This window comes from Kitasatospora sp. NPDC048715 (assembly GCF_043198905.1).
Lineage (GTDB): Bacteria > Actinomycetota > Actinomycetes > Streptomycetales > Streptomycetaceae > Kitasatospora > Kitasatospora lactacystinica.
Genome location: NZ_JBICVH010000021.1, coordinates 182,971 through 206,137, shown reverse-complemented (window position 1 = coordinate 206,137; position 23,167 = coordinate 182,971). Strand labels below are relative to the sequence as shown.

Here is a 23,167-nt window from a genome sequence, read left to right as displayed (position 1 = left end):
GCGCCCGTCCCCGTGGTCCCGGGCCCTGACCGCCCTCCCGGTGCTCTACAGCGCCTTCACCCCGCCCCGCCCGCCAGCTCCCGAGAGGCCCGCATGGACACCACCACCGACGCCGGAACCCGCGCCGAGCCCGTCCGACTCGACCCCTTCGGCCGCGACCAGCACGCCGAGAACGCCCGACTCCGCGCGGCCGGCCCCGCGGTCCTGGTGGAACTCCCTGGCGGGGTGGTGGTCTGGGCGGTAACCCACCACGACACCCTCCAGTCGCTGCTGGCCGACCCCCGGGTCGGCAAGGACGCCCGGCTCTGGAACACCTTCCGGGAGGGACGGCTGCCGGAGGGCTGGCCGCTGCTCAACTTCATCGCCGTCCCCGGCATGGTCACCGCCGACGGCGAGGACCACCGGCGGCTGCGCGGGCTGGTCTCGCAGGCCTTCACCCCGCGCCGGATCGCCGACCTGGCCCCCGCCGTCGAGGCCCGGACGATCGCGCTGCTCGACGAGGTCGCGAAGCTGGAGGGCCCGTTCGACCTGCGGCGGCACTTCGCCTACCCGCTGCCGATGCAGGTGATCGGCGAACTGCTCGGCCTCGCGCTGGAGCAGCAGGACGAACTGCACGAGCTCTCCGACACCATGGTCTCCAGCTCGGCCACCCCGGCGGCGGCGCTGGCCGCGCAGCGGGGCCTGAACGCGCTGCTGGCCTCGGTGGTGGCGGCCAAGCGGGCCGAGCCCGGCAACGACCTGACCAGCGACCTGATCGCCGTCCGCGAGGCCGGCCACCCGCTCGACCGGCAGCGGCTCAGCGAGGCCGAGCTGGTCGGCACCCTGCTGCTGATGCTGGTCGCCGGGCACGAGACCACGCTCAACCTGATCACCAACGCCGTCCGCGCCCTGCTCGCGCACCCGGAGCAGCTGCGGCTCGTCCTGGACGGGGAACAGCCGTGGTCGGCGGTGGTCGAGGAGACCCTGCGCTACGACTCCCCGGTCGGGCAGTTCCCGCTGCGCTACGCGTCCGAGGACATCGCGGTCGGCGACGTGGTGATCCGGCGCGGCGAGGCGCTGCTGGCCTCGTACGCGGCGGCCGGGCGGGACTCCGGGCACCACCCGGACGCGGACCGCTTCGACCTCACCCGGCAGCCCGCCAAGCACCTGTCGCTCGGCCACGGCCCGCACTTCTGCCTCGGCTCCGGGCTCGCCCGGCTGGAGGCCGAGACGGCGCTGCGGCACCTGTTCACCCGCTTCCCCGGGCTGGCCCCGGCGCAGGGGCGGACGAACGAGCCGATCGCCTCGTTCGTCAGCAACAGCGTGCGCACCCTGTGGGTGACGGTCTGAGCCGGCCGGTTACCTGAGGGCGGTCCGGGTCGTTCGCCAGGGCATGAAGAAACTCGCCACCCTGGCCGCCCTCACCATGGCGGGCCTCGCCCTCGCCGCCCCGGCGGCCTCCGCCACCACCCAGACCGCCTCCTCGCCGGACGTCACCGGCGGGCTCACCGACGGGCTCGAAGTCTCTCCCGCCGACCTCGCCCTGAGGACCGTGGGCACGCTCCCGCTGGTCGGCAAGCCGGCCAACGAGATCGAGGCGATCGGGACCAACCAGCTGGACCACCCGGGGCTCAGCGGGCACGTCCTCAACTGATTGATCCGCCGATCGGGTGGCCGGGTGGCCGGACGGCCCGGTGGCGCACCCGCCCGGCGACCGGCCCGTGGGCGGCCGGCCGACCCCCGAACGGTCGGCCGCCCACGGCACCCGACGCGCGGCACCCGACGCACGGCACCCGGGCCGCGGGGCTCAGCCCGCGGACAGCCGGTTGAGCTCCGGGTAGCTCAGCCCTTCGGCGAACGCGCCGAACGTGCCGCTCCCGTACACCTCCCGGGCGGCCCGGCCGACCGCCGCGTACGCCACCTCGGCCAGGCCCGGACCCAGGCTGATCCGGGCCACGCCGAGCTTCGCGAGTTCGGCGACCGCCGGGGAGCCGGGACCGGCCAGCACGTTCAGCGGCGCCGGGACGGCCGCGACCAGGGCCGCGATGGTCTCCGGGTCGGCCACCCCGGGGACGAACACCCCGTCCGCGCCCGCCGCGACGTACGCCCGCAGCCGGTGCACCGCGTCGTCCAACCGGCCCTCCGGGGCGCCGATCCCGTGCAGGAAGACATCGGTGCGGGCGTTGACGAAGAGCGGCACGCCGGCCGCGTCCGCCGCGGCCCGGGCGGCCGCGATCCGCTCGGCGGCCTCCTCCGGGGGACGGCCCTCGTCCTCCAGGTTCACCCCGACGGCGCCGGTGGCGATCAGCGCGGCGACCGTCCCGCCGACGCCGGCGGCGGTGTCCGCGTAGCCGCCCTCCAGATCCGCGGTGACCGGCAGGTCGACCGCGCGGACCACCTGGGCGGTCCGGGCCAGCACCTGCTCGGGGTCGGCGCCGCCGCCGTCCGCGCTGCCCAGCGACCAGGACACGCTCGCGCTGGCCGTCGCCACCGCCCGCGCCCCGGCGGCGGCCACCAGCCGGGCGCTCGGCACGTCCCAGGCGTTCGCCAGCACCAGCGGCTCGCCCGGGCGGTGCAGCTCGCGCAGCAGCCGGGCCCTCTCCCGCCGGACGGCGGGGTCCGCGGCGCTCACTTCGCGGCCGGGCTCATGCGGGTGGACACGCCGATCCGGTTCCAGGCGTTGATGGTGGCGATCAGCGCGATCAGCTGGGCCAGCTCGGTCTCGTCGAACCGCTCGGCGGCCTCCGCGTACACGGCGTCCGGCACGTGGCCCCGGGTCAGCAGGGTGACCGACTCGGTGAGGGCCAGGGCGGCGCGCTCGCGGGCGGTGAACCACGGGGTCTCGCGCCAGGCCGGGAGGGAGACCAGGCGGTGGTCCTGCTCGCCGTGCTTGCGGGCGTCGGTGGAGTGCATGTCGATGCAGAAGGCGCAGCCGTTGATCATCGAGGCGTGCACCTTGACCAGCTCGGCGATCACCGGGTCGAGGCCCTCCCGGGAGGCCCGGTCCACGGCGATCATCGCCTGGTAGTAGGCGGGGGCGAGCTTGTGCATCAGCAGGCGCTGCTCGGGGGCGGGCACCGGGGTCCCGTCCGTGCCGGTCGTCGCGGCCGTCGTCTCGTTCGTCGTCATGGCCGCCAGCCTAGGAGCGCGGTGGCCTGGCGTCCTGGTGCGTTCGGCCACCCGTTCCTTGGGCCACTTCCCGGGGCACGTCCCGGGGCACGTCCCGGGCGCTTCCGGCGTACGAACGACCGTGCGAGGATCGCTGGCAGGGGATCGTCGGCAGGAGGTCGCCGAAGGTCGAGGTCAGGGGGCACGGTCGTGTGCACGGCGTTCGTCAGCATCGAGCCCGGAGCGGCCGTCCCGGTGCTGCTGCTGTCCGTCCGGGACGAGTACCTGGGCCGCGCCTGGCTGCCGCCCGACCACCACTGGCCGGACCGTCCGGAACTGCTCGGCGGACTGGACCTCGCGGCCGGCGGCACCTGGCTGGCCGTCGACCCCGGCCGGCGCACCGCCGCCTGCCTGCTGAACGGCTTCGGCCCGCTCGCCCCCGCCGACGCCCGGCGCACCCGCGGCCGGCTGCCGCTCACCGCCCTCCGGGAGGGCGGGATCGGCCACCTCGACCTCACCCCGTACGACCCGTTCCACCTCGTCCTGGCCCGCGCCGACGGCGCCCGGGTGTTCAGCTGGGGCGGCGGGCGGCTGGAGGAGCGCGAACTGCCGTCCGGCCTGAGCGTGGTGCTCAACGACGGGCTGGAGGGCCTGGCGGCCGGCCGGACCGCCTCCGAGCGGATCCGCGCCCTGATGGCCGCGCGGGCCGCCCACTTCCGGTCCCGCTTCACCGCCGTGCCCCGGCCCGGGCCGACCGCCGACGGACCGGCCGAGGCGGCCTGGGGCGGGTGGCTGCCGATCGTCGCCGGGGACGGGCTCGCCCCGGACGCGGACGCCGCGCTGGTCCAGCGGCGGGACTTCGGCGACGGACGGATCTGGGGCTCCTCCTCGATCTCGCTGCTCGCACTCGGACCGGACCTGCTGCGCTACGACTTCGCGCCCGCGCCGGTGGCCGCGGGCGGGCCGGGGTGGCGGCGGGTGGCGGCGGCCTGACGGCAGGCTGACGGAGGGCCGACGGCAGCCGGCCCCACGTCGGCGGCGGCGGAAAAGGACTTGCACCTGACGCTGCGGGAGGCGGCATCGTGGCGCGGGTCGAGCCCGAAGGAGACCGCCGTGACCCACCCGGACCCCTCGCCCCGCCCCCGCCCCCGGCTGCTCGCCGCGCTGACCGTCGCCCTGCCGCTGGCGGGCACACCGGCCGCGGTGACCGCCCTCGTGCTGTTCGGCGACGCCGCGCACCGGACCGTCCCGTCCGCCACCGTCCTGGCCTCCGTGGCGGCGGCGGTGATCGGTCATTTCGGCCCCGGTGTCGCGCAGCCGTACGGTCGGTGAACTTCCGACGGCGGGGTTGGCGAACGTCTACATGCCCGTAGTAGCTTCGCGACGGCCCCGGATCCGGGCGGCCACCGACCCCCGAGCGAAGGTGCGCGATGTCGACCCTGACCTACCCGGAAGCGATAGGCGTCGGCCTGCTCCAGGGCGTGACGGAACTCTTCCCGGTCTCCAGCCTCGGCCACAGCATCCTGCTGCCCGCCCTGGTCGGCGGAAGGATCCAGCACGACCTCGACATGACCGCCGAGGGCTCCTCGTACCTCGCCGCCCTGGTCGCCCTGCACCTGGCCACCGCGCTCGCGCTGGTGGTCTACTTCCGCAAGGACTGGGTCCGGGTGGTCGACGGGCTGTTCGGCTCGATCCGGCACCGCCGGGTGGAGACCCGCAACGAGCGGCTCGCCTGGCTGCTCGTCCTCTCCACCATCCCGGTCGGCGTGGCCGGCCTGGTGCTGGAGAAGGCCCTGCGCAACGCGCTCGGCAAGCCCGTCCCGGCCGCGGTCTTCCTCGCCCTCAACGGCCTCGTACTGCTCGGCGCCGAGCGGCTCAAGCGCGGCGGCACCGGCCGCCGCCGGGCCGGACGCGTCACCGCCGCCGCCGACGACGAGCCGGGCACGGACCCGGCGATCGCCTCCGACCACCGGCTGACCCGGCTCGGCTACGGGCAGGGCGCCTGGATCGGCGCCGCGCAGATCCTCGCGCTGTTCCCCGGCATCAGCCGCTCCGGCGTCACCATGAGCGCCGGCATCCTGCGCGGACTGCACCACGAGGACGCGGCCCGGTTCTCCTTCCTGCTCGCCACCCCGGTCATCCTGGCCGCCTCGGTGCTGAAGGTGCCGGAGCTGTTCAAGCCGGAGAACTCCGGCGTGCTCGGCCCGGTCCTCGCGGGCAGCCTCGCCGCCTTCGTGGCCGGGTACGTCTCGGTGCGCTTCCTCACCAGGTACTTCGAGACCCGCAGCCTGACGCCGTTCGCGATCTACTGCTTCCTGGCCGGCGCCGGCAGCGCGGTCTACCTGTCGCTCTGAGCCGTCCGGACCGCCCCGGCCAGGACCTGCGCGAGCTCGGCCGGCCGGGAGAACATCGGCCAGTGCCCGGTGTCCAGCTCCACCAGCCGCCAGTGGCCGTCCGCGACCAGCCCGGCGACCACCGGCGGCGGCTCCGGCCAGTCCAGCAGGCACTTCACGTACACCGTCGGGAGCGCGCTCAACGGGCCCCGCAGGACGGCGGGTTCGGTCAGCGAGAGGCCCGGGTGCGCAGTCGCCCCCGCGACGATCCGGGCGATCTGCCCGACCGTCAGCCCCTGCTCGGCGAACTCGGCCGGCGGCAGCGGCGGCCACCAGCCCCCGTGCGCCGCGAGGTCCGCCCGCAGCGCGGCCGGCTCCGGCATCCGGTCCGCGAAGGACTCCCCCGCCACCGGCACGTTGGCGTCCACCAGGACCAGCCCGGCCAGCCGTCCGCCGATCCGCTCGGCGGCCTGGCCCACCGGAATGCCCGAGTAGCTGTGCCCGACCAGCACCACCTCGTGCAGGTCCAGCCGCTCCACCTCGGCGACGACGTCCGCCACGTGCGCCTGCTGCCCGGCCGGCGCACCGTGCTTCTCCGCGAGCCCGGAGAGGGTCAGCGGGAACGCCCCGTGACCGGCCTCGCGCAGCTGCGCCGCCACCTCGTCCCACGCCCACGCCCCGAGCCAGGCGCCCGCCACCAGTACAAAGTTCGCCATGGGCGGCACCGTAGCGCGCGCGTGCGACAGTGGCCCGGGAAACGACGGCGAACAGGACGTGGAGGAAACGTGGTTGAGGAACAGGGCGGGCCGGCCCCGCTCACGGGGAAGACGGCGGTCGTCACGGGCGGCTCGCGGGGCATCGGGCGGGCCGTCGTCCGGCGGCTGGCCCGCGACGGCGCGCAGGTCGTCCTCGGCTACGCCCACGACGAGCGGGCCGCCGCCGAAGTGGTCCGCGCCGTGGAGGCCGAGGGCGGCCGCGCCTGGGCGCTGCGGGCCGACCTCGGCGAGGCCGGTGCCGCCGAGCGGCTGATGGCCGAGGCCGAGGAGCGGCTCGGCGGACTGGACGTCCTGGTGAACAACGCCGCCGGCTCCTTCACCCCGACCCCGCTGGCCGAGCTGGACGACGCGGACCTCGACACCGTGTTCACGGTCAACACCCGCGCCGCCTTCACCACCGTCCGCTACGCCGCCCGCCGGATGCGCGACGGCGGACGGATCGTCAACATCTCGACGGTGAACACCGTCCGGCCCGTCCCCGGCATCGCCGCGTACGCCGCCAGCAAGGGCGCCGTCGAGCAGCTCACCGCCGTGGCCGCCGTCGAACTGGGTCCGCGCGGGATCACCGTCAACACCGTCTCGCCCGGCGCCACCGACACCGACCTGCTGCGCGGCACCAACCCGCCCGAGGCCCTCGACCGCGTGGCCGGCCTCACCCCGCTGCGCCGCCTCGGCCGGCCCGAGGACATCGCCGACGTCGTCGCCTTCCTGGCCGGGCCCGAAGGGCGCTGGCTCACCGGGCAGAACCTCCGGGCCGCGGGCGGGCTGGCCTGATCCCCGGCCCGGGCCGCCCGGCAGCCGGCCGGGCGGCCCGACCGGTCACGCCGTGAGGCCCAGGGCGGCCAGGCGGACGGGATCGGTGAGGATGTCCAGCGCGGTGATGCGGCCCCCGCGGACGGTGAACGACATGACCGACAGCGGACGGCCCTCGGCGAAGGACACCACCCCGGGCGAGCCGTTGACCAGCACGATCCGGCCCTCGGCGGCGAAGCGGGCGAACGTGATCGCCCGCGAGGCGACGTCCGCCGCACCACGGCGCAGCGCGCTCGGGACCAGCGTGCCGCCGTCCGACCGGGCCACCACGTCCGGGTCGAGCACGGTCAACAGGGCGTCGAAGTCGCCGCCCCGGGCGGCGCTCAGGAAGGCCTCCACCACCGTGCGCTTGCGGGCGTTGTCGGAGTCCGCGGCAGGGGTCGCGCCCTGGACCCGGCGGCGGGCGCGGCTGGCCAGCTGCCGGGTGGAGGCGGAGGTGCGGCCCAGCACCTCGGCGATCCCGTCGAAGGGCACCTCGAACATGTCGTGCAGCACGAAGGCCACCCGCTCCGCCGGGGAGAGCGTCTCCAGCACCACCATCAGCGCGATCCCGACCGAGTCCGCGACCAGGACCTCGTGCACCGGGTCCAGCGCCGACAGCCCGCCGACCACCGGGTCCGGCAGCCGCACCCGGTCCTCCTGCTCGGGCATCGGGTCCTCCCGGCGGGAGGCGCGGGAGCGCAACTGGTCCAGGCAGACCCGGCCGACGACCGTGGTGAGCCAGGCCCCGAGGTTGCGCACCCCGCCCGCGTCACTGCGGCCCAGCTTCAGCCAGGCCTCCTGGACGGCGTCCTCGGCCTCGGCGATCGACCCGAGCATCCGGTAGGCCACCGCCCGCAGTTGGGGGCGCTCCGCCTCGAAACGCCGGGCCAGTTCGGCCAGTTCGGCGGGCTCGGCCGGCTCGGCCGGTTCGGCGGGTTCGGCCGGCTCGGCCGGGGGGATTTCCTCGCTCACCCTGTCACATCCTCGCATCGGGATCCGTCGGTCCAGTGACGGACGCTAACCGACCGGGAGGACACGATGACCGCCACCACCATCGAGGAGCCCGCCGGCACCACCTGGTGGCCCCCGGCACCCCGCCGCCCCGCCGCGCGAGAATGGGGCTCGTGAGCACCTCCCGGACCACCTCCTGGACCACCTTCGGCGGCGACCTGCACCTGGACCTCACCGAGCGGCGGGCCGCCGGCGCCGGACTGCGGGCCGCCCTGGAGGACGCGCTGCGCGAGGCCGTCCAGGACGGGCGGCTCGCCCCCGGCACCCGGCTGCCGTCCTCCCGGGCGCTCGGCGAGGACCTCGGGATCGCCCGCAACACCGTGGTCGAGGCGTACGGCCAGCTCACCGCGGAAGGCTGGCTCAGCTCCCGGCAGGGCTCCGGAACCACCGTCGCCCGACGGGCCGCGCCGGAGCCGCCCCAGGGCCGGCGGCCGGCCCCCCGACCGTCGCCGGGGCGCCCGACCGCCCGGTACGACCTGATGTCCGGACGGCCCGACCTCTCGCTCTTCCCCCGCACCGCCTGGCTCGCCGCCGCCCGCCGCGCCCTCGCCACCGCACCGCACGAGGCCCTCGACTACGGCAGCCCACTCGGCCGGATCGAACTGCGGCAGGCGCTCACCCACTACCTGGCCCGGGTCCGCGGCGTCCGCACCGACCCCGACCACCTGCTCGTCTGCACCGGCGTCACCCAGGGCCTCGGCCTGCTCTGCGCCGCCCTGCGGGAACGCGGCGCCCGCGCTCTGGCCGTCGAGGAGTACGGGCTGCCGCCGCAGCACGCGGTCGCCCGGGCCGCCGGGCTCGCCACCGCCCCGGTGCCGCTGGACGCGGACGGCGCACTGGTGGACCGGCTCGACAGCCGGGCGGGCGCCGTCCTGCTCACCCCGGCCCACCAGTACCCCACCGGCGCGGCGCTCTCCGCCGACCGGCGGGCGGCGGCGGTGCGGTGGGCGCGGGAGCACGACCGGTACGTCGTCGAGGACGACTACGACGGCGAGTTCCGCTACGACCGGCAGCCGCTCGGCGCCATGCAGGCGCTGGACCCGGAGCGGGTGGTGTACGCCGGAACGGCCGCCAAGAGCCTCGCACCGGGCCTGCGGCTGGCCTGGCTGGCCCTGCCGGACGCGCTGGTCGAGCCGGTCGCCCGGCTCAAGTCGCTGGCCGACACGATGTCCCCGGTGCTGGACCAGCTGACGCTGGCGGAACTGATCACCTCCGGCACCTACGACCGCCACGTGCGGCGCTGCCGCCTGCACTACCGGCGCCGGCGCGACCACCTGGTCTCGGCGCTCGCCGGACACGCCCCGCACGTCCGGGTCACCGGCATCGCGGCCGGCCTGCACGCCGTGCTCCAGCTGCCGCCCGGCTCCACCCCGGAGGCCGAACTCGTCGCCCGTGCCCAGCAGGCCGGCCTCTCCCTCGGCGGCCTCACCCGGCACCGCGTCGCCCCGGCCACCGCCGAAGCCCCGCCCGCCCTGGTCATCGGCTACGCCACCCCGCCGGAGCACGCCTTCGCCGGGGCCGTCCGGGCCCTGTGCGAGCTGCTGCGCGGGGCGTGAGCGGGGCGGGCGGTAGGCCGGGCCGGGCCGGTGAAGCCGGGGCCCCGCCGCCGGGGTCGGCCGGCGGGGCCGGTTCGGGGAGGTGGTCCGCCCGCCTCCCTCGGGGGTGGGGGCGGGCGGACGGTCAGGGGTTCGAACTACTTGTTGCGGCTGCCCAGTTCGAACAGGAGGATGATGAAGCCGGCGAAGATGTGGATGCCGGCCGTGTAGATCACCAGGCGGTGGTAGACGCGCTTGTTGGCCCACTTGCCGGCGTCCATGGTCTTCGGACCCGCGGCGGTGTCGGCGGCACCGGCCGGGGTGGCGGTGGTGGTGGGATCGGCCATGGTGATCTCCTCCGGGGTGTTCTGACGGCTGGTCAGTGAACGGCGGCGGGGCCGCCGCCGAGGCAGAGTTCGCCGCCGGGGCTCTGCAGCAGGGTGTGGACGAAGAGCAGTTCGACGCCGCTGTCCGACTCCGCGGCGATGCAGTGCGGCGTGAGCGAGTCGTAGTGGGCGGAGTCGCCCACCCCGAGCTGGTGGACGCGGTCGCCGAGGGTGACCCGGAGCGCGCCCTTCAGGACGTACAGCCACTCCTCGCCCGGGTGGACCCGGACCACCGAGTCCTGCACGCCCGGCGGGACGTGCACCCGCAGGGCCTGCATGGCGCGGCCGGGGGCGCCGGCCCGCCGGTAGCCCCAGCCGCCGGCCCGGCCGGGCTCGATGGCGCCGCCGCGGACGATCGGGTCCGGCTCGGCGAGGGTCTCGCCGAGCAGGCCGGAGACCGAGGTCCCGTACGCGCGGGCGAGGCCGAGCAGGACGGGCAGCGAGGGCTGCCGTCGGCCGGTCTCCAGTCGGGACAGATAGGCTGGGGAGAGTCCGACCCGTCCGGCGGCCACCTCCAGCGTGAGGCGACTGCTGAGCCGGTGCTCACGGAGGCGGGCGGCGAGGCCGGCGACCTCCTGGTCGTCGAGCTGTTCGCCGGTCGTGGCGGCACCGGTGGAGCTGCTGGTCATGTGTCCAGTGGACACCCGGCGTGCCGCAGGGGCAAGAAATTTGCCTCAGAGGCAAGGGCCCCGGAGGATCCCGCCCCCGGCGCTCACGGCCGCGGGATGTTCCGCAGGTTGCTCCGGGCCAGGTCGATCATGCGCCCGACGCCGCCCGAGAGCACCGTCCGGCCCGCCGCCAGGGCGAAGCCCTTCAGCTGGGCGGCGGTGATGTGCGGCGGGACGGACAGCGCGTTGGGGTCGGTGACCACGTCCACCAGGGCCGGACCCGGCCGCTCCAGCGCCTCCGCCAGCACCTCCCGGACCCGGGCCGGCTCGGTGACCCGCTTGGCCTGGATGCCCATCGCCCGGGCGATCCCGGCGTAGTCCACGTCCCCGTTGTCGATCTCGGACTCCGGGTAGCCGGAGACCAGCATCTCCAGCTTGATCATGCCCAGTGCGCCGTTGTTGAAGACCACCGTCTTCACCGGCAGCCGGTGCTTGGCCACCGTGAGCAGCTCGCCGAGCAGCATGCCGATCCCGCCGTCGCCCGCCATCGCGACCACCTGCCGCCCCGGGCAGGCGAGCTGGGCGCCGATCGCGTGCGGGAGGGCGTTGGCCATCGAGCCGTGCAGGAAGGAGCCGATCACCCGGCGGCGGCCGTTGGGCCGGAGGTAGCGGGCGGCCCAGACGTTGTTCATGCCGGTGTCCACGGTGAACACCGCGTCCTCGGCGGCCACCTCGTCCAGCACCGAGGCGACGTACTCGGGGTGGATCGGCAGGTGCTTCTCGATGTCCCGGGTGTACGCGCCGATCACGTCCTCCAGCGCCCGGCAGTGCTTGCGCAGCATCCCGTCCAGGAAGGCGCGGTCCCGGGTGGCGTCCAGCAGCGGCAGCACGGCCCGCAGGGTGGCGGCCACGTCGCCGTGGACGGCCAGGTCGAGCGGGGTGCGGCGGCCGAGCCGGGTGGCGTCGTGGTCGACCTGGACGGTGTGCGCCTGCGGCAGGAAGGAGTCGTACGGGAAGTCGGTGCCGAGCAGCAGCACCAGGTCGGCGGAGTGCAGCGCCTCGTGGCAGGCGCCGTAGCCGAGCAGTCCGCTCATGCCGACGTCGTACGGGTTGTCGAACTGGATCCATTCCTTGCCGCGCAGGGAGTGGCCGATCGGCGCGTTCAGGGCCTGCGCGGCCGCCATCACCTCGGCGTGCGCCGCGCGCACCCCGGCACCGCAGAACAGGACCACCTTGCGGGCCGCGTTGAGCAGCCGGGCCAGCTCCTGCACCTGGGACCAGGGCGGCGCGGCGACGGCCTCCTCGGTGAGGAAGTGGCTGGTGCCGGTGGGTGCGGCGGCGGTCAGCGCGGCGACGTCCCCGGGGAAGGCGAGCACCGAGACGCCGTGCGAGCCGAGCGCGTGCTGGACGGCGACCCGCAGCAGGCGGGGCAGCTGGGCCGGGGTGGAGAGCATCTCGCACCAGTTGCTGCAGTCGGTGAACACCCGCTCGGGGTGGGTCTCCTGGAAGAAGCCGGTGCCGATCTGCCCGGACGGGATGTGGGAGGCGAGCGCGAGCACGGGCAGGCCGCTGCGCTGGGCGTCGTACAGGCCCTGGATCAGGTGGGTGTTGCCGGGGCCGCAGGACCCGGCGCAGACCGCGAGCCGGCCGGAGAGTTCGGCCTCGGCGGCGGCCGCGAAGGCGCCGGCCTCCTCGTTGCGCACGTGCACCCAGCTGATGCCGTCGGCCCGGCGGATCGCGTCCACCACGGGGTTGAGGCTGTCGCCGACGACGCCGTAGACCCGTTCCACCCCGGCCTGCCGGAGCACTTCCACCATCTGTTCGGCCACGCTCACCACGGCTGTGCTCCTTCGGTCGCCACGGGACACCTGCACCCTCCGCCGGGGAGGTGGCGGGCGCAGCCGGGGCGGGCCGAAGGAGTGAGCGGGGTACGGGCTACTCGGCCGCCAGGTGGTCCTGCTGACCGAGCTTGCCGGCCGCGAGGCCGGCCTGGGGCTGGCGGCGGCCGGGTTCGCGGCCCGGGGGCTGGGCGACCCGCTCCTGCGCGGGCGGGACGGTGGTCGCCAGGGTGACCGGGGAACCGGACTCGACCCGCACCGCCTCGCCGTCGTGCCGCAGGTGGAGGACCTTGCCGCGGCGCAGCGTGTACGTCGTGCGCTCATGGGTGATCTCGACGCCGAGCAGGTGCCCGCGCACCAGCAGCGAGAAGCTCAGCCGCATCAGCCCGGACGGCAGCCGCGGCCGGAACGAGAGCGTCTCGCTGTGGTCGCGCAGCCCGCCGAAGCCGGCCACCAGGGCGATGCAGGCCCCGGCGAGCGAGGCCATGTGCAGGCCGTCCCGGGTGTTGCCGCCGAGGTCGTGCAGGTCCATCAGCGCCGCCTCGGCCGTGTAGTCGTAGGCGAGGTCGAGCTGGCCGACCTCGGCGGCGATGACCGCCTGGGTGCAGGCGGAGAGCGAGGAGTCCCGGACGGTCAGCCGCTCGTAGTAGGCGAAGTTGCGGGCCTTCTGCTCGTCGGTGAAGGCGTCGCCGCGGACCTGCATGGCGAGCACCAGGTCGGCCTGCTTGACCACCTGCTTGCGGTACAGGTCGAAGTACGGGAAGTGCAGCAGCAGCGGGTACTTCTCCGGCGGGGTCCGCTCGAAGTCCCAGACCTGGTGGTGGGTGAAGCCGTCGGCCTGCGGGTGGACGCCGAGGTCCTCGTCGTACGGGATGTACATCGCGGCGGCCGCGTCGCGCCAGGCGGCGGTCTCCTCGGTGTCCACGCCGAGCAGCGAGGCCTCGTGCGGGTGGCGGACGGCGGCCTCGGCGGCGGCCCGCAGGTTGCTCTGCGCCATCAGGTTGGTGAAGACGTTGTTGTCCGCGACGGCGCTGTACTCGTCGGGGCCGGTGACGCCCTCGATGCGGAACTTCCCGGACACGTCGTGGTGGCCGAGCGAGCGCCACATCCGGGCGGTCTCGACGAGCAGTTCGAGCCCGTACTCGCGCTCGAACTCGGCGTCGCCGGTGGCCCGGACGTAGCGGGCGACGGCGGCGGCGATGTCGGCGCCGATGTGGAAGGCCGCGGTACCGGCCGGCCAGTACCCGGAGCACTCCTCGCCGCGGATCGTCCGCCACGGGAACACCGCGCCGGACAGGCCGAGTTGGACGGCCCGCTCGCGGGCCAGCGGCAGGGTGGTGTGCCGCCAGCGCAGGGCCTGGTTGACGGCGGCGGGCAGGCAGTAGGTGAGCACCGGCAGGACGAAGGTCTCGGTGTCCCAGAAGCTGTGCCCGTCGTAGCCGGGCCCGGTCAGGCCCTTGGCGGGGATGGCCCGCTCCTCGCTGCGGGCGCCCGCCTGCAGGACGTGGAAGACGGCGAACCGGACGGCCTGCTGGAGCTCGACGTCGCCCTCGATCGCGATGTCGCTGGTCTCCCAGAACTCCTTGAGGAACGCGGCCTGTTCGGCGACCAGCCCGTCCCAGCCGGTGTAGCGGGCGGCGGTCAGCGCGGCCTCCACCTGGTCCCGGACGGCGGGCAGCGAGCGGGTGCCGGACCAGCCGTAGGCGATGAACTTGGTCAGCCGCAGCCGCTGGCCGGCCTTGAGCACGGTGGTGGCGCTGATCCGGCAGTGGTCGGCCTCGGACTCGGCGACGGTGTCGGACTTCTCCGGGCCCTCGATGATGTGGTCCATCCCGGCCGCGACCCGGATGCCGCTGTAGCGGGTGCGGTGCACCAGGACGGCCTTGGTGGCGCTGGCGTGGTGCGCCTCGGGCTGCAGCGGAGCCTCCATCACGGCGGCGGCCCGCGGGTCGCCCTCGGGGCCGCCGGGCAGCTGCTCGTTGGCGACCAGCTCGGACTGGAGCACGATCCGCACCGGGCCGTCCACCGCCTCGACGCTGTACTCGACGGCGGCGATCGCGCGCTGGGTGAGCGAGACCAGCCGGGAGGAGCGCACCTTGATCGTCCGCCCGGCCGGGGAGGTCCACTCGGCCTCGCGGTGCAGCAGGCCCTCGCGGAAGTCCAACCAGCGCTTGTGGCTGACGAGTTCGCCGTAGCGCAGATCGAAGGGCTCGTCGTCCACCAGCAGCCGGATGATCTTGCCGTTGGTCACGTTGATGACGCTCTGGCTGGACTCCGGGTAGCCGTAGCCGCCCTCGCCGTACGGCAGCGGGCGCAGTTCGAAGACACCGTTGAGGTAGGTGCCGGGCAGGCCGTGCGGCTCGCCCTCGTCCAGGTTGGCGCGCAGGCCGATGTGCCCGTTGGACAGCGCGAAGACGGACTCGGCGCGGGCCATCGAGGCCAGGTCGAGGCCCTGTTCGGTGATCTGCCAGGGGTCGATCGCGAAGTTGTCCCCGGGACTCATGCACCCACCTCGCCGCGCTCGGCAGGGGCATTCGCCCACACGCGCCTTTCCATGATTCGCTCGCTGCGCTCGCTCATGCACCCACCTCGCCGCGCTCGGCAGGGGCATTCGCCCACACGCGCCTCTCGATGATTCGCCCGCTCACGCTCCCCCCTCCCCCAGGAGCTCGGAGAGGTCCTGGACCACCACGGTCGCGCCGTCCCGGCGCAGTTCGGCGGCCTGGCCGGTGCGGTCCACCCCGACCACCGCGCCGAAGCCGCCGGCCCGGCCGGAGGCGACCCCGGCGAGCGCGTCCTCGAAGACCGCGGCGCGGGCGGGTTCGACGCCGAGGACGCGGGCGGCGTACAGGTAGGTGTCGGGGGCGGGCTTGCCGGGCAGGCCCTCGGCCTTGGCGACGTTGCCGTCCACGATCACCTCGAACAGCTCCTCGATCCCGGCCGCCCGCAGCACGTCGCGGCAGTTGGCGCTGGAGGAGACCACGGCGCTGGGCAGCCCGGCCGCGCGCAGCCGGTGCACGTAGTCCACCGAACCCCGGTACGGCTGGACGCCCCGCTCACGGATCAGCCGCAGCACGGTGTCGTTCTTGGCCCGGCTGATCCCTTGCACGGTACGGGAGTTGGGCGGGTCCTCCGGGGTGCCCTCGGGCAGTTCGATGCCCCGGCCGAGCAGGAACGCGCGGGTACCGTCCAGGCGCGGGCGCCCGTCCACGTAGGTGTCGTAGTCGATGACGGCGTCGAAGGGGACGAACTGCCCGCCGGTGCGGGCGGCTTCGGCGCGCAGGAAGGCGTCGAAGGTGTCCTTCCAGGCCGCGGCGTGCACCTTCGCGGTCTGGGTGAGCACCCCGTCGAGGTCGAAGAGGAAAGCACGGATGTCGTCCGGTAGCCCCAGCATGGGTGCAGTCTTACCCGGGAACGGGGGGAAGCCGCCCATTTCCCGGCGGCGCGTCGCGGGAAGGGCGGCTTCCGGAGGCCCGGCCGGGACGGGACCGGACGGGGTTACGGCGAGTCGGGCATCTGCGCCTCGGGCGGCTCGACGACCGCGAAGACCGCGCCCTGCGGGTCCTGGACCACCGCCATCCGGCCGGACTGCATGTCGAAGGCCGGCTGGATCACCGAGCCGCCGGCCTTGACCAGGGCGTCCACCGTGGAGTCGGCGCTGTCCACCGAGAAGTAGGTCATCCAGTGCGAGGGCGTGCCGGGCGCCAGGTAGCCGGGGATCGCCTGCATGCCGCCCACCGTGCGGTCGCCGACGTTGAGCGAGAAGTAGCCGTCCATGCCCTGGATGGTGGCCGGGCGCAGCCCGAGGGCCGGCTGGTAGAAGCTGCCGGCCGTCCCGGTGTCGGCGGTGTTGAGCTCGTTCCAGACCAGCGCGCCGGGCTCGTTGACCACGCCGGCGCCGATGAAGTCCATCGCCTGCCAGACCCCGAACACCGCGCCGGTCGGGTCGGCGGCGACCAGCATCCGCCCGATCGTGCCGACGTCCATCGGGTCGTACAGGACGGTGCCGCCGGCCTCCGTGATGGAGGTCCGGGCCGCGTCGGCGTCGTCCGAGGCGAGGTAGGTGGTCCAGGCGACGGGCGGCACCGGCTGCCCCTCGGGCGCCATCTGCGCCATGATCCCGGCGACCGGCCGGCCGTTGAGCAGGCACACGGCGTAGCCGCCGAATTCGGCCGGGCCGACCTCGCCCTGCCAGCCGAACAGGTCGCGGTAGAAGTCGAGCGCGGCCTGCTGGTCGCTCGCCATCAGGTCGACCCAGCACGGGGTGCCGGGCGTGTACGGATCGGTGACTACGGGCATTGCTGGGCCTCCCGGAGGCGGTGGTGGCCGGCTGTGGTGGTCGGGACGGTCGGGCCGTCGTCCGGGCCGGGCCGGGCTGGGGTTCGGCCCGGCCCGGACGACGGCGGTACACCGCCACCATCGGCCCGCCGCCGCGATCCCGCCACCGGACGGCGCCCTGGCGGGCGACCGGCCGCCGGGCCGTCACCGGGCGCCCACGGGGTGCTCACGGAGTGCTCACGGGGCGTCGTGGCGGTGGGCGGTGACGAAGTAGGGCTGCACCTTGCCGCTCTGCGCGTAGTCCTTGAGCCGGACCAGCAGTTCGGCCCAGGTGCCGGCCACCGCCGGGACGCCCTCCTCGCTGCCCGGCTGCCAGCCGCCGTGCCGGAACAGCAGCCGGGTGCGCCCGGACGCGGCGGGCCGGTCCGGGGCGGCGGGGGCCTCGGGGGCCTCAGGGGCCGCCGACCGGTCGGGGGCCGCCGACGGGACACCGGGGGCCGCGTGGACGCCGGGGACCGCGGGCGGCTCGGCCAGGTCCCAGCTGATCCAGGTGCCGGCCCAGTGCGGCGGGAAGGAACCGGCGTTGGTCCACACCACCCGGTCCGGGTCGGCCCGCTCCACCCGCAGCCGGAACGGCTCGGGGACGTCGGGGAAGTCGAACAGCAGGACGTCGCCGTCCCGGTCCACGCCGGTGGTCCACCAGGAGGTCAGCCCGTCGTGCGTGGTGAGCGCGGCGAGCACCACGGCCCGGGGCGCGGCGATGTCGAACTGGAGGGCGATCTCGGGCATGGGTCCGCCTTTCGCGGTGACCGCTGGGTCCCCGCCCGGGGGCGTTCGGCCCCGGGACGTACGGCCCCAGGCCCACCATGGCACGACCCCCGGGCCCGCGCGCCCCGGAGGACGCCGGCCCGGGGGTCGTCCCCGTGGTACCCGGTGGGTTCGGTCAGCCGCCGCTGCCGTAGCTGGTGTTCGCGCAGATGTCGTCGTCCGCGGAACGGGCGTCGTTGGTGATGGTGGTCGGCAGCGGCTGCGGGGGCGCCGGGATGCCCGGGGTGGCGGCCGTCGCGCCGCCGCCGGCCGGGGCGCCGGTGGCCATCCCCATCGCGGCGGCGAAGTCCTGGCCGGCGATCACCGAGATGCCCCGGGCGCTGCTGGGCTCCAGGCCGGCGCCCGGGAACAGCGCGGCGACCTTCTCGGCGTTCGCCTTCTGCCCGGATCCGTACTCGATCGTGGTGGTCTTGTACTTGGTGCTCGCCGCCTGGCCCGCCGTGCTGGCGGCGAACTTGGCGCCCTTCAACTGCTCGGTCGCCTTGCCGGCCAGGCCGTTGACGCTCGTTCCGTTGTAGACCGCCACCCTGATCGCCGAGTTGGCGGTGTCCGCGGCCGGGGCGGCCGGGGTGGTGGGCGGCGCGGGCTGCTGCGGGGCCGGGCTGGTGCCGTCGGCCGGGGCGTCCGGCTGCTGACCGGTGGCGTTCTGGCCGTCGATGGTCTGGTCGGCCTTGAGGGTCTCCCAGAGCTTGCCGGCGTCCGCCTGGACCAGGTCGAGGTCCTGGTCCTGGGTGCGGTAACGCCACGGGACCGTCACGAACTTGAGGTCGTGCATGTCGATGTTCTTCAGCGACAGGCCGAAGGAGAGCAGCTTGTCGGCGGAGTCCAGGCCGGGGTCGACGACCAGGGACTTGGTCGCCGCGTCGGCCAGCGGCAGAAGGGTGGTGGGGTTCATCCCATCCTTCTTGATCTTGCTGGCGAGCGAACCGAGGAACGCCTGCTGGCGCTTCATCCGGCCGATGTCCGAGCCGTCGCCGATGCCGTGCCGCAGCCGGACGTAGTCGAGCGCCTTCTGGCCCTCCACGGTCTGCTTGCCCTGCGGAAGGACGAGGTCGCCCTTCTTCTTCAGCTTGGGGTTGATGTCACCCTCGTAGATCGGCTTCGGCAGGCAGATGTCCACGCCGTTGACGGCCGAGGTCATCGAGGCGAAGCCGTTGAAGTCGACCACGAGGGTGTGGTCGACGCGGATGCCGGTGAGCTTCTCCACCGTGTTCTGGGTGCAGGCCGGGTTGCCGTCGTCGCTGCCGCCCATCGAGAACGCGGCGTTGAACAGATCGGTGTTGCCGCCCTTGGTCCACTTGCCGTTGGGCAGCTTGCAGGACGGCAGCTCGACCTTGGCGTTGCGCGGTATCGAGATCCCCACGGCGTGCTTGTGATCGGCGTAGACGTGCAACAGGATCGTGGTGTCCGAACGGGCGCCGCCGTCCTCGCCGCCGCCGAGGTCCGCGTTGTTCTTGCCGCGGCTGTCCGAACCGATCAGCAGGATGTTGACCGGCTTGTTGCCGTCCGCGTCGGCCTTCGCCTCCGGAGGGCGGTTGCGGGCTATCGCGTCGGCGTCGAAGGACTTGATGTTGGCGTTCAGCTTGAGGTAGATCGCGCCGCCGACGCCGGCGATGACCACCAGCACGCCCGCCGTCGACCAGGCGACGATCTTCTTCACGTTCTTCTTGGGCTTGGCGCTCTTGCGGGCGGCGGCCCGGCCACCACCCGCCGACGCGGCCTCCGCCTTCCCGCCGCCGCCACCGCCGCGTCCGCCCTTGCCCTGGGCGGCGCGACGGGCCTCCGCCCGGCCGCCGGCACGCGGGGAGGGCACGGAGCCCGCGGCGTCTTCCGTCGCGGGCACGCCTTCGCCCCGAGCCGGGCTCTCGCCCCTCCGACCTGACATGCGCGTACCTTTCACCGACGGAAGCGACGCCCCTGACGATCCGGCGCACCGCACACAGAGAGACGGTCCGGACCGTTCCCAGGTTGCACATACGACCGTCACCACTAACCGACGATCGTGGCTTCCGATCATATTTAGGCCCGACACGATCACCGACCTCCGGCCCGGAGGCAATCCCACCAATCAACGGACAACATCCAGACAGAACAGCCGAAATCGCCCGATTCCAGCGTGACTCACGCCACTGTGCGACGTCCCGCCCCCCGACCGCTCCGGAGCTCGCCGCACTCCCCCGCGGCCCGCGCCGCGTGGAGATCCGCGATGCGCCGCACACGGGTGTCATGAGCGCAACGAACTGTTACAGTGCCGAATGTTTCGTGATTTCCGAACCGGCCGCCCGAGACACCGCGCTGTGGAGACGTCACCGTCGGCCCGCCCGAACGCCGGCACCCCCCGTGTCCGCCGACAACGAGCGGCCCGGCAAGCACAACCCGCCCTCCCGGGCCCCGCGAAGACCCCCCTCGGCTCCGGTCGACACCCACCCGGCCACCGGCCCGGGTCCGGGTGTCGACCGTTTCTTTCGGCCGCCCGCCCCACCGCGGCGGCACCGCGGCACACCGGACCGGCGACGCCCGGCGCGAAATGTCGGGCCGTCAGAATTCGCCCCGGCGCGAGGAGATCACCCGCCGCCCGGGCCGCGCCGCGCCGCCGCCAGCACCACTCACCGTCACCGTCACCGTCACCGAAGGAACGGAAACCGATCACGAGATGTCAACCGCGCAGGCGATCCCCCTCCGCCGCATCGAGGGGTTCCGCAACTTCTGGCTCTCCCGCGCCGTTTCCGGCCTCGGGTCCGCCATCACCACCGTGGCGCTCCCCGTCCTGGTCTTCCAGGAGAGCGGGTCGCCGCTGCTGGTCTCCCTGGTCGCGGCCGCCGGAACGCTGCCCTACCTGGCCTTCGGCCTGATCGCGGGCGCCGTCGCGGACCGCGTGGACCGCCGCACCCTGATGATCGCCACCGACTGGCTCAACGCCCTCTGCCTCGCCACCGTGCCCCTGGCCTGGGCCCTGGGGGCGCTGACGGCATGGCACGTCATGCTGGTGGCGTTCCTGTCCGCCGGCCTCGCCCTGTTCTTCGACGCGGGCGTCTACGGCTTCGTCCCCGACATCGTCGGGAAGGAGGGCCTGACCCAGGCCAACAGCGCCCTCTACGGGGCGGAGACCGTAGTCCGCATCGTCGGCAACGCCGTGGCGGGCGGCCTCATCGCGCTGTTCCGCCCGGCCGGCACGCTCGCCCTCGACGCCCTGAGCTTCGCCGTGTCGGCGCTGTTCATCAGGGCGGTCGTCAACGTCGCGCCGCGGACCGCCGCCCCGGGCACCGAGCGACCGGGCTTCAAGGAGTCCATAGGCCAGGGGCTGCGGTTCCTGGCGGGCCACCCCACGCTGCGGATCATGACCGTGGTCGGCACCCTCCAGTCGTTCTCCGGCGGCGCCATCGTCGGCCAGTTGGTCGTCTTCGCCGACCGCGCGCTGGGCATCCACGGCTCCGACGGACGGATCGGCCTGCTCTACATGGCCTGGAGCGCCGGCGGCATCGGCGGCTCCCTGCTGCTGCCCCGGCTGCGGCGGCGCTTCGAGGCCTTCCCGCTGCTCCTCGGCGTGCTGCCGGTCGGGGCGCTGCTCGGCCTCGTCGTCGTCCTCACCTCGAACTGGCTGGTCGCGCTGGTGGCCCTGGCCGTGTGGGGAACGGCGTACCTCGTCGTCCTGGTGAACACGATGACCTACTCCCAGGAGGTGACGCCGCCCGAGCTCCAGGGCCGCGTCAACACCACCCGCCGGATGCTGTCCTCGGGCCTGGGCGTCCCGCTCGGCGCGCTGGTGGCCAGCAGCATCACCGTCTCCGTCGGCATCCAGGCCGGGATGGCCACGGCGGTGGCCTCGATCGCGCTCGCGGCCGTGATCGTCTGGACGGTCCGGCTGCGCCGGGCGTTCGGCCCGGCCGCCGGGGCCTGAGACCCGGTCCGGACGACGGGCAGGGCCCGGGCCGCGCCCGCTCTGTCGGGCGGGTGCGGCACGGGCCCGCGGACCGTCCCGGGCTCAGCGGCCGGGCGGCTTCCCCTCGAAGCGTCGGCCTATCCAGCCGAAGAAGGCGTCGGCGACCCTGCCGAGTTCCGGCTCGGGCATCACCGTGAAGCCGCCGTGAGCGGTGCTCCACTCGTTGAGGACCGGACCGGAGTCCGTCATCAGCCAGTCCACGCAGATCCACTCGGCCCGCAGGTCCCGGGCGATGCGGGCGCACTGGTCCGCGACCTGGTCGTGGTCCCGGTTCACCTCCACGGACCCGCCCTGGCTGACGCTCGCCAGGTAGCCGCCGGGGCGGGGGCGGCGGGTCAGCGAGGAGACGACCTCGCCGTCGGCCATGAAGACGCGCATGTCGCCGGAGTGCGGGATCAGCGGCTGCACCAGGTACCCGCCGACGGCCTGGGCGACGAGGTCGACCACCGCGCCGAGCTGCTGCTCGGAGTCGACCCGCAGCACGCCGTAACCGCCGGTCAGTTCACGGGGCTTGACGATGTAGGGGCCGTCGCCGAGCCCGCGCCGCACCTCCCCGAGCACCCGCCGGGCGTACCTGCCGGGCGGCACGGCGACGGTGTCCGCGGTCCGGATGCCCAGGCCGGCGGCGTGCTGGAGCTGCGCGAGCTTGTCGCGCTCCAGGTAGTCGGGGCCGGTGTACGAGCGGTTGAGCAGGACGGAGTCGCTCGCCTCGATGGTGCGGTAGACGGCCCGCAGCGCCTGGAGGCCCTGCGGGTCGGTGGCCATGTCCTCGACGATGAAGCACTGCCGCCGCTCCAGCAGGTCCTCGTCGCCGTGGCGCAGGACCGGCCTGCCACCCACGCAGGACGGCACCAGTTCGGTGGCGCTGATCACCCGGAAGTCGAGGCCGCGGGGCCGGGAGAGCGCCGAGTAGCGCCGGGTGATGCCCCGTTCGAACGCCTCGACCCCCGCGGGGTCGAGGTCCTCGGACTGGTAGATCCAGGTGATCACGGGATTCGTCGTGGGACGCGGCATGATGCGCTCTCCTCGCGCTGTGGTGTCCGGTGGTCGGCGTCGAACGGGTGCCCGGAGCGGGGGCCTCAGGACGTCCGGGACCCGGGCAGCCGGGACCAGAGGAAGTAGTAGTCCTCGCGGCCCTCGCCGCATCCGAAGGCGCCGACGACCTCCAGGCCGGCCTTCCCGACCATCTCCGTGAAGTCCTCCGGGGCGGAGAACCGGTGGTTCTCCTGGATGAGGACCGAGCCGCCGGGCCGCAGCCGCTCGGCCGCCGCGTCGTAGAAGGCACCGTGGATGGCCCAGTCGGTGTCCTTCCAGATCAGCGGCGAGTGGGAACGCTGGTAGTCCGAGGCGGCCGCGTCCTGGTTGACGTGCGGCGGGTTGCCGACCATCAGGTCCCAGCGGAGGTCCGCCGGCACGTCGTCGAAGCCGTCGGAGAGGTGGAAGCGGGCGCGGCCGCGCAGACCGTTCTCGGCGATGGTCCGCTCGACCGCGTCCCCGGCGGCGGGGTTCACGTCGCCCAGGTCGACCGAATCGCACAGGCCGGCCGCCAGCAGGGAGAAGCCGATGAACCCGGGGCCGGCGCACCACTCGAAGACCGATCCGACCCGGCCGAACCGGGACCGGACGAACGGCTCGTACGCCCGGCCGAAGGTGTTGCCGCCGCCGTCGAGTTCGGCCGTGTAGGACACGGACACCGGGCCGTAGTCGGCACGCGAGTAGGTCGTCATGTCGTCCTCCTGGGGAGAGTCGCGG

The 23,167-nt window shown here is 74.4% G+C and carries 22 protein-coding genes; 8 read left to right on the top strand and 14 right to left on the bottom strand.

Features of this window, described 5'->3' with window-relative positions:
- The first annotated feature begins 93 nt into the window (after positions 1–93).
- Both ACGFSC_RS34595 and ACGFSC_RS34590 read left to right on the top strand, forming a co-directional pair.
- Entirely contained in the window at positions 94–1,329 is a 1,236-nt protein-coding gene (locus ACGFSC_RS34595) for a cytochrome P450 (RefSeq protein WP_359897916.1), read from the top strand.
- Positions 1,330–1,372: 43 nt separating this feature from the next.
- Positions 1,373–1,633: a hypothetical protein gene (locus tag ACGFSC_RS34590; protein WP_359897917.1), complete on the top strand. Its 261-nt coding sequence runs from the start codon at positions 1,373–1,375 to the stop codon at positions 1,631–1,633.
- Positions 1,634–1,786: 153 nt separating this feature from the next.
- On the opposite strand, the gene ACGFSC_RS34585 is transcribed toward ACGFSC_RS34590, so the two are convergent.
- Together ACGFSC_RS34585 and ACGFSC_RS34580 are read right to left on the bottom strand one after the other, a co-directional pair.
- On the bottom strand, positions 1,787–2,611 hold the full coding sequence (locus tag ACGFSC_RS34585) for an isocitrate lyase/phosphoenolpyruvate mutase family protein (protein WP_359897918.1): 825 nt from the start codon (positions 2,609–2,611) through the stop codon (positions 1,787–1,789).
- Entirely contained in the window at positions 2,608–3,108 is a 501-nt protein-coding gene (locus ACGFSC_RS34580) for a carboxymuconolactone decarboxylase family protein (protein WP_359897919.1), read from the bottom strand. Before ACGFSC_RS34580 ends, ACGFSC_RS34585 begins: the two co-directional genes overlap by 4 nt.
- Positions 3,109–3,297: 189 nt before the next feature.
- On the opposite strand from ACGFSC_RS34580, the gene ACGFSC_RS34575 reads away from it, so the two are divergent.
- From ACGFSC_RS34575 to ACGFSC_RS34565, 3 genes are all read left to right on the top strand, one after another.
- Complete coding sequence (locus tag ACGFSC_RS34575) at positions 3,298–4,080, top strand: NRDE family protein (RefSeq protein ID WP_359897920.1); 783 nt, start codon at positions 3,298–3,300, stop codon at positions 4,078–4,080.
- Between the two features lie 120 nt (positions 4,081–4,200).
- Positions 4,201–4,419: a hypothetical protein gene (locus ACGFSC_RS34570; protein ID WP_359897921.1), complete on the top strand. Its 219-nt coding sequence runs from the start codon at positions 4,201–4,203 to the stop codon at positions 4,417–4,419.
- 98 nt (positions 4,420–4,517) lie between these two features.
- Positions 4,518–5,441, top strand: a complete 924-nt coding sequence (locus tag ACGFSC_RS34565; protein ID WP_359897922.1) for an undecaprenyl-diphosphate phosphatase — start codon at positions 4,518–4,520, stop codon at positions 5,439–5,441.
- Here the strand turns inward: ACGFSC_RS34565 and ACGFSC_RS34560 are convergent.
- Positions 5,426–6,136, bottom strand: coding sequence for an alpha/beta hydrolase (locus ACGFSC_RS34560; RefSeq protein ID WP_359897923.1), 711 nt, complete (start codon positions 6,134–6,136; stop codon positions 5,426–5,428). The two genes, ACGFSC_RS34565 and ACGFSC_RS34560, sit on opposite strands and share 16 nt — an antisense overlap.
- A gap of 69 nt (positions 6,137–6,205) precedes the next feature.
- Between ACGFSC_RS34560 and ACGFSC_RS34555 the strand changes: the two genes are divergently transcribed.
- On the top strand, positions 6,206–6,970 hold the full coding sequence (locus tag ACGFSC_RS34555) for a glucose 1-dehydrogenase (RefSeq protein ID WP_359897925.1): 765 nt from the start codon (positions 6,206–6,208) through the stop codon (positions 6,968–6,970).
- A 45-nt stretch (positions 6,971–7,015) separates the two neighbouring features.
- On the opposite strand, the gene ACGFSC_RS34550 is transcribed toward ACGFSC_RS34555, so the two are convergent.
- A complete protein-coding gene (locus ACGFSC_RS34550) occupies positions 7,016–7,891 on the bottom strand; it encodes a sigma-70 family RNA polymerase sigma factor (RefSeq protein ID WP_359898091.1) in 876 nt (291 codons plus the stop codon).
- A 224-nt stretch (positions 7,892–8,115) separates the two neighbouring features.
- On the opposite strand from ACGFSC_RS34550, the gene ACGFSC_RS34545 reads away from it, so the two are divergent.
- Positions 8,116–9,558, top strand: a complete 1,443-nt coding sequence (locus tag ACGFSC_RS34545) for a PLP-dependent aminotransferase family protein (RefSeq protein ID WP_359897926.1) — start codon at positions 8,116–8,118, stop codon at positions 9,556–9,558.
- A gap of 137 nt (positions 9,559–9,695) precedes the next feature.
- Here ACGFSC_RS34545 and ACGFSC_RS34540 read toward each other — a convergent pair whose 3' ends face one another.
- The 8 genes from ACGFSC_RS34540 to ACGFSC_RS34505 all read right to left on the bottom strand — a co-directional run bounded on the left by ACGFSC_RS34540 (position 9,696) and on the right by ACGFSC_RS34505 (position 19,318).
- A complete protein-coding gene (locus ACGFSC_RS34540) occupies positions 9,696–9,884 on the bottom strand; it encodes a DUF6126 family protein (RefSeq protein WP_359897927.1) in 189 nt (62 codons plus the stop codon).
- A gap of 32 nt (positions 9,885–9,916) precedes the next feature.
- Positions 9,917–10,552, bottom strand: coding sequence for an XRE family transcriptional regulator (locus ACGFSC_RS34535; RefSeq protein WP_359897928.1), 636 nt, complete (start codon positions 10,550–10,552; stop codon positions 9,917–9,919).
- 83 nt (positions 10,553–10,635) lie between these two features.
- On the bottom strand, positions 10,636–12,348 hold the full coding sequence (locus ACGFSC_RS34530; RefSeq protein ID WP_380635197.1) for a pyruvate dehydrogenase: 1,713 nt from the start codon (positions 12,346–12,348) through the stop codon (positions 10,636–10,638).
- 118 nt (positions 12,349–12,466) lie between these two features.
- On the bottom strand, positions 12,467–14,872 hold the full coding sequence (locus ACGFSC_RS34525; RefSeq protein ID WP_359897930.1) for a glycosyl hydrolase family 65 protein: 2,406 nt from the start codon (positions 14,870–14,872) through the stop codon (positions 12,467–12,469).
- A 141-nt stretch (positions 14,873–15,013) separates the two neighbouring features.
- Positions 15,014–15,763 (bottom strand): beta-phosphoglucomutase family hydrolase, encoded by a 750-nt coding sequence (locus ACGFSC_RS34520; protein ID WP_359897931.1) that lies wholly within the window; start codon positions 15,761–15,763, stop codon positions 15,014–15,016.
- Positions 15,764–15,867: 104 nt separating this feature from the next.
- Positions 15,868–16,668: a VOC family protein gene (locus ACGFSC_RS34515; RefSeq protein WP_359897932.1), complete on the bottom strand. Its 801-nt coding sequence runs from the start codon at positions 16,666–16,668 to the stop codon at positions 15,868–15,870.
- A gap of 216 nt (positions 16,669–16,884) precedes the next feature.
- The gene (locus tag ACGFSC_RS34510) at positions 16,885–17,436 is read right to left on the bottom strand and encodes an SRPBCC domain-containing protein (protein WP_359897933.1); all 552 of its coding nucleotides are present in this window, start codon (positions 17,434–17,436) and stop codon (positions 16,885–16,887) included.
- A 154-nt stretch (positions 17,437–17,590) separates the two neighbouring features.
- Positions 17,591–19,318: an LCP family protein gene (locus tag ACGFSC_RS34505; RefSeq protein WP_359897934.1), complete on the bottom strand. Its 1,728-nt coding sequence runs from the start codon at positions 19,316–19,318 to the stop codon at positions 17,591–17,593.
- Between the two features lie 810 nt (positions 19,319–20,128).
- Between ACGFSC_RS34505 and ACGFSC_RS34500 the strand changes: the two genes are divergently transcribed.
- Positions 20,129–21,373 (top strand): MFS transporter, encoded by a 1,245-nt coding sequence (locus ACGFSC_RS34500; RefSeq protein ID WP_359897935.1) that lies wholly within the window; start codon positions 20,129–20,131, stop codon positions 21,371–21,373.
- An 84-nt stretch (positions 21,374–21,457) separates the two neighbouring features.
- Here ACGFSC_RS34500 and ACGFSC_RS34495 read toward each other — a convergent pair whose 3' ends face one another.
- Entirely contained in the window at positions 21,458–22,429 is a 972-nt protein-coding gene (locus ACGFSC_RS34495) for a hypothetical protein (RefSeq protein WP_359897936.1), read from the bottom strand.
- Between the two features lie 65 nt (positions 22,430–22,494).
- Positions 22,495–23,142, bottom strand: a complete 648-nt coding sequence (locus ACGFSC_RS34490) for a methyltransferase (RefSeq protein WP_359897937.1) — start codon at positions 23,140–23,142, stop codon at positions 22,495–22,497.
- Positions 23,143–23,167 lie beyond the last annotated feature (25 nt).

Bases quoted from the DNA above. Each gene is read 5' to 3' on its own strand.
- ACGFSC_RS34535 (WP_359897928.1), bottom strand. From the start codon at position 10,552: ATGACCAGCAGCTCCACCGGTGCCGCCACGACCGGCGAACAGCTCGAC.
- ACGFSC_RS34580 (WP_359897919.1), bottom strand. From the start codon at position 3,108: ATGACGACGAACGAGACGACGGCCGCGACGACCGGCACGGACGGGACC.
- ACGFSC_RS34595 (WP_359897916.1), top strand. From the start codon at position 94: ATGGACACCACCACCGACGCCGGAACCCGCGCCGAGCCCGTCCGACTC.
- ACGFSC_RS34495 (WP_359897936.1), bottom strand. From the start codon at position 22,429: ATGCCGCGTCCCACGACGAATCCCGTGATCACCTGGATCTACCAGTCC.
- ACGFSC_RS34525 (WP_359897930.1), bottom strand. From the start codon at position 14,872: ATGAGTCCCGGGGACAACTTCGCGATCGACCCCTGGCAGATCACCGAA.
- ACGFSC_RS34530 (WP_380635197.1), bottom strand. From the start codon at position 12,348: ATGGTGGAAGTGCTCCGGCAGGCCGGGGTGGAACGGGTCTACGGCGTC.
- ACGFSC_RS34515 (WP_359897932.1), bottom strand. From the start codon at position 16,668: ATGCCCGTAGTCACCGATCCGTACACGCCCGGCACCCCGTGCTGGGTC.
- ACGFSC_RS34510 (WP_359897933.1), bottom strand. From the start codon at position 17,436: ATGCCCGAGATCGCCCTCCAGTTCGACATCGCCGCGCCCCGGGCCGTG.
- ACGFSC_RS34540 (WP_359897927.1), bottom strand. From the start codon at position 9,884: ATGGCCGATCCCACCACCACCGCCACCCCGGCCGGTGCCGCCGACACC.
- ACGFSC_RS34565 (WP_359897922.1), top strand. From the start codon at position 4,518: ATGTCGACCCTGACCTACCCGGAAGCGATAGGCGTCGGCCTGCTCCAG.
- ACGFSC_RS34560 (WP_359897923.1), bottom strand. From the start codon at position 6,136: ATGGCGAACTTTGTACTGGTGGCGGGCGCCTGGCTCGGGGCGTGGGCG.
- ACGFSC_RS34520 (WP_359897931.1), bottom strand. From the start codon at position 15,763: ATGCTGGGGCTACCGGACGACATCCGTGCTTTCCTCTTCGACCTCGAC.
- ACGFSC_RS34490 (WP_359897937.1), bottom strand. From the start codon at position 23,142: ATGACGACCTACTCGCGTGCCGACTACGGCCCGGTGTCCGTGTCCTAC.
- ACGFSC_RS34500 (WP_359897935.1), top strand. From the start codon at position 20,129: ATGTCAACCGCGCAGGCGATCCCCCTCCGCCGCATCGAGGGGTTCCGC.
- ACGFSC_RS34590 (WP_359897917.1), top strand. From the start codon at position 1,373: ATGAAGAAACTCGCCACCCTGGCCGCCCTCACCATGGCGGGCCTCGCC.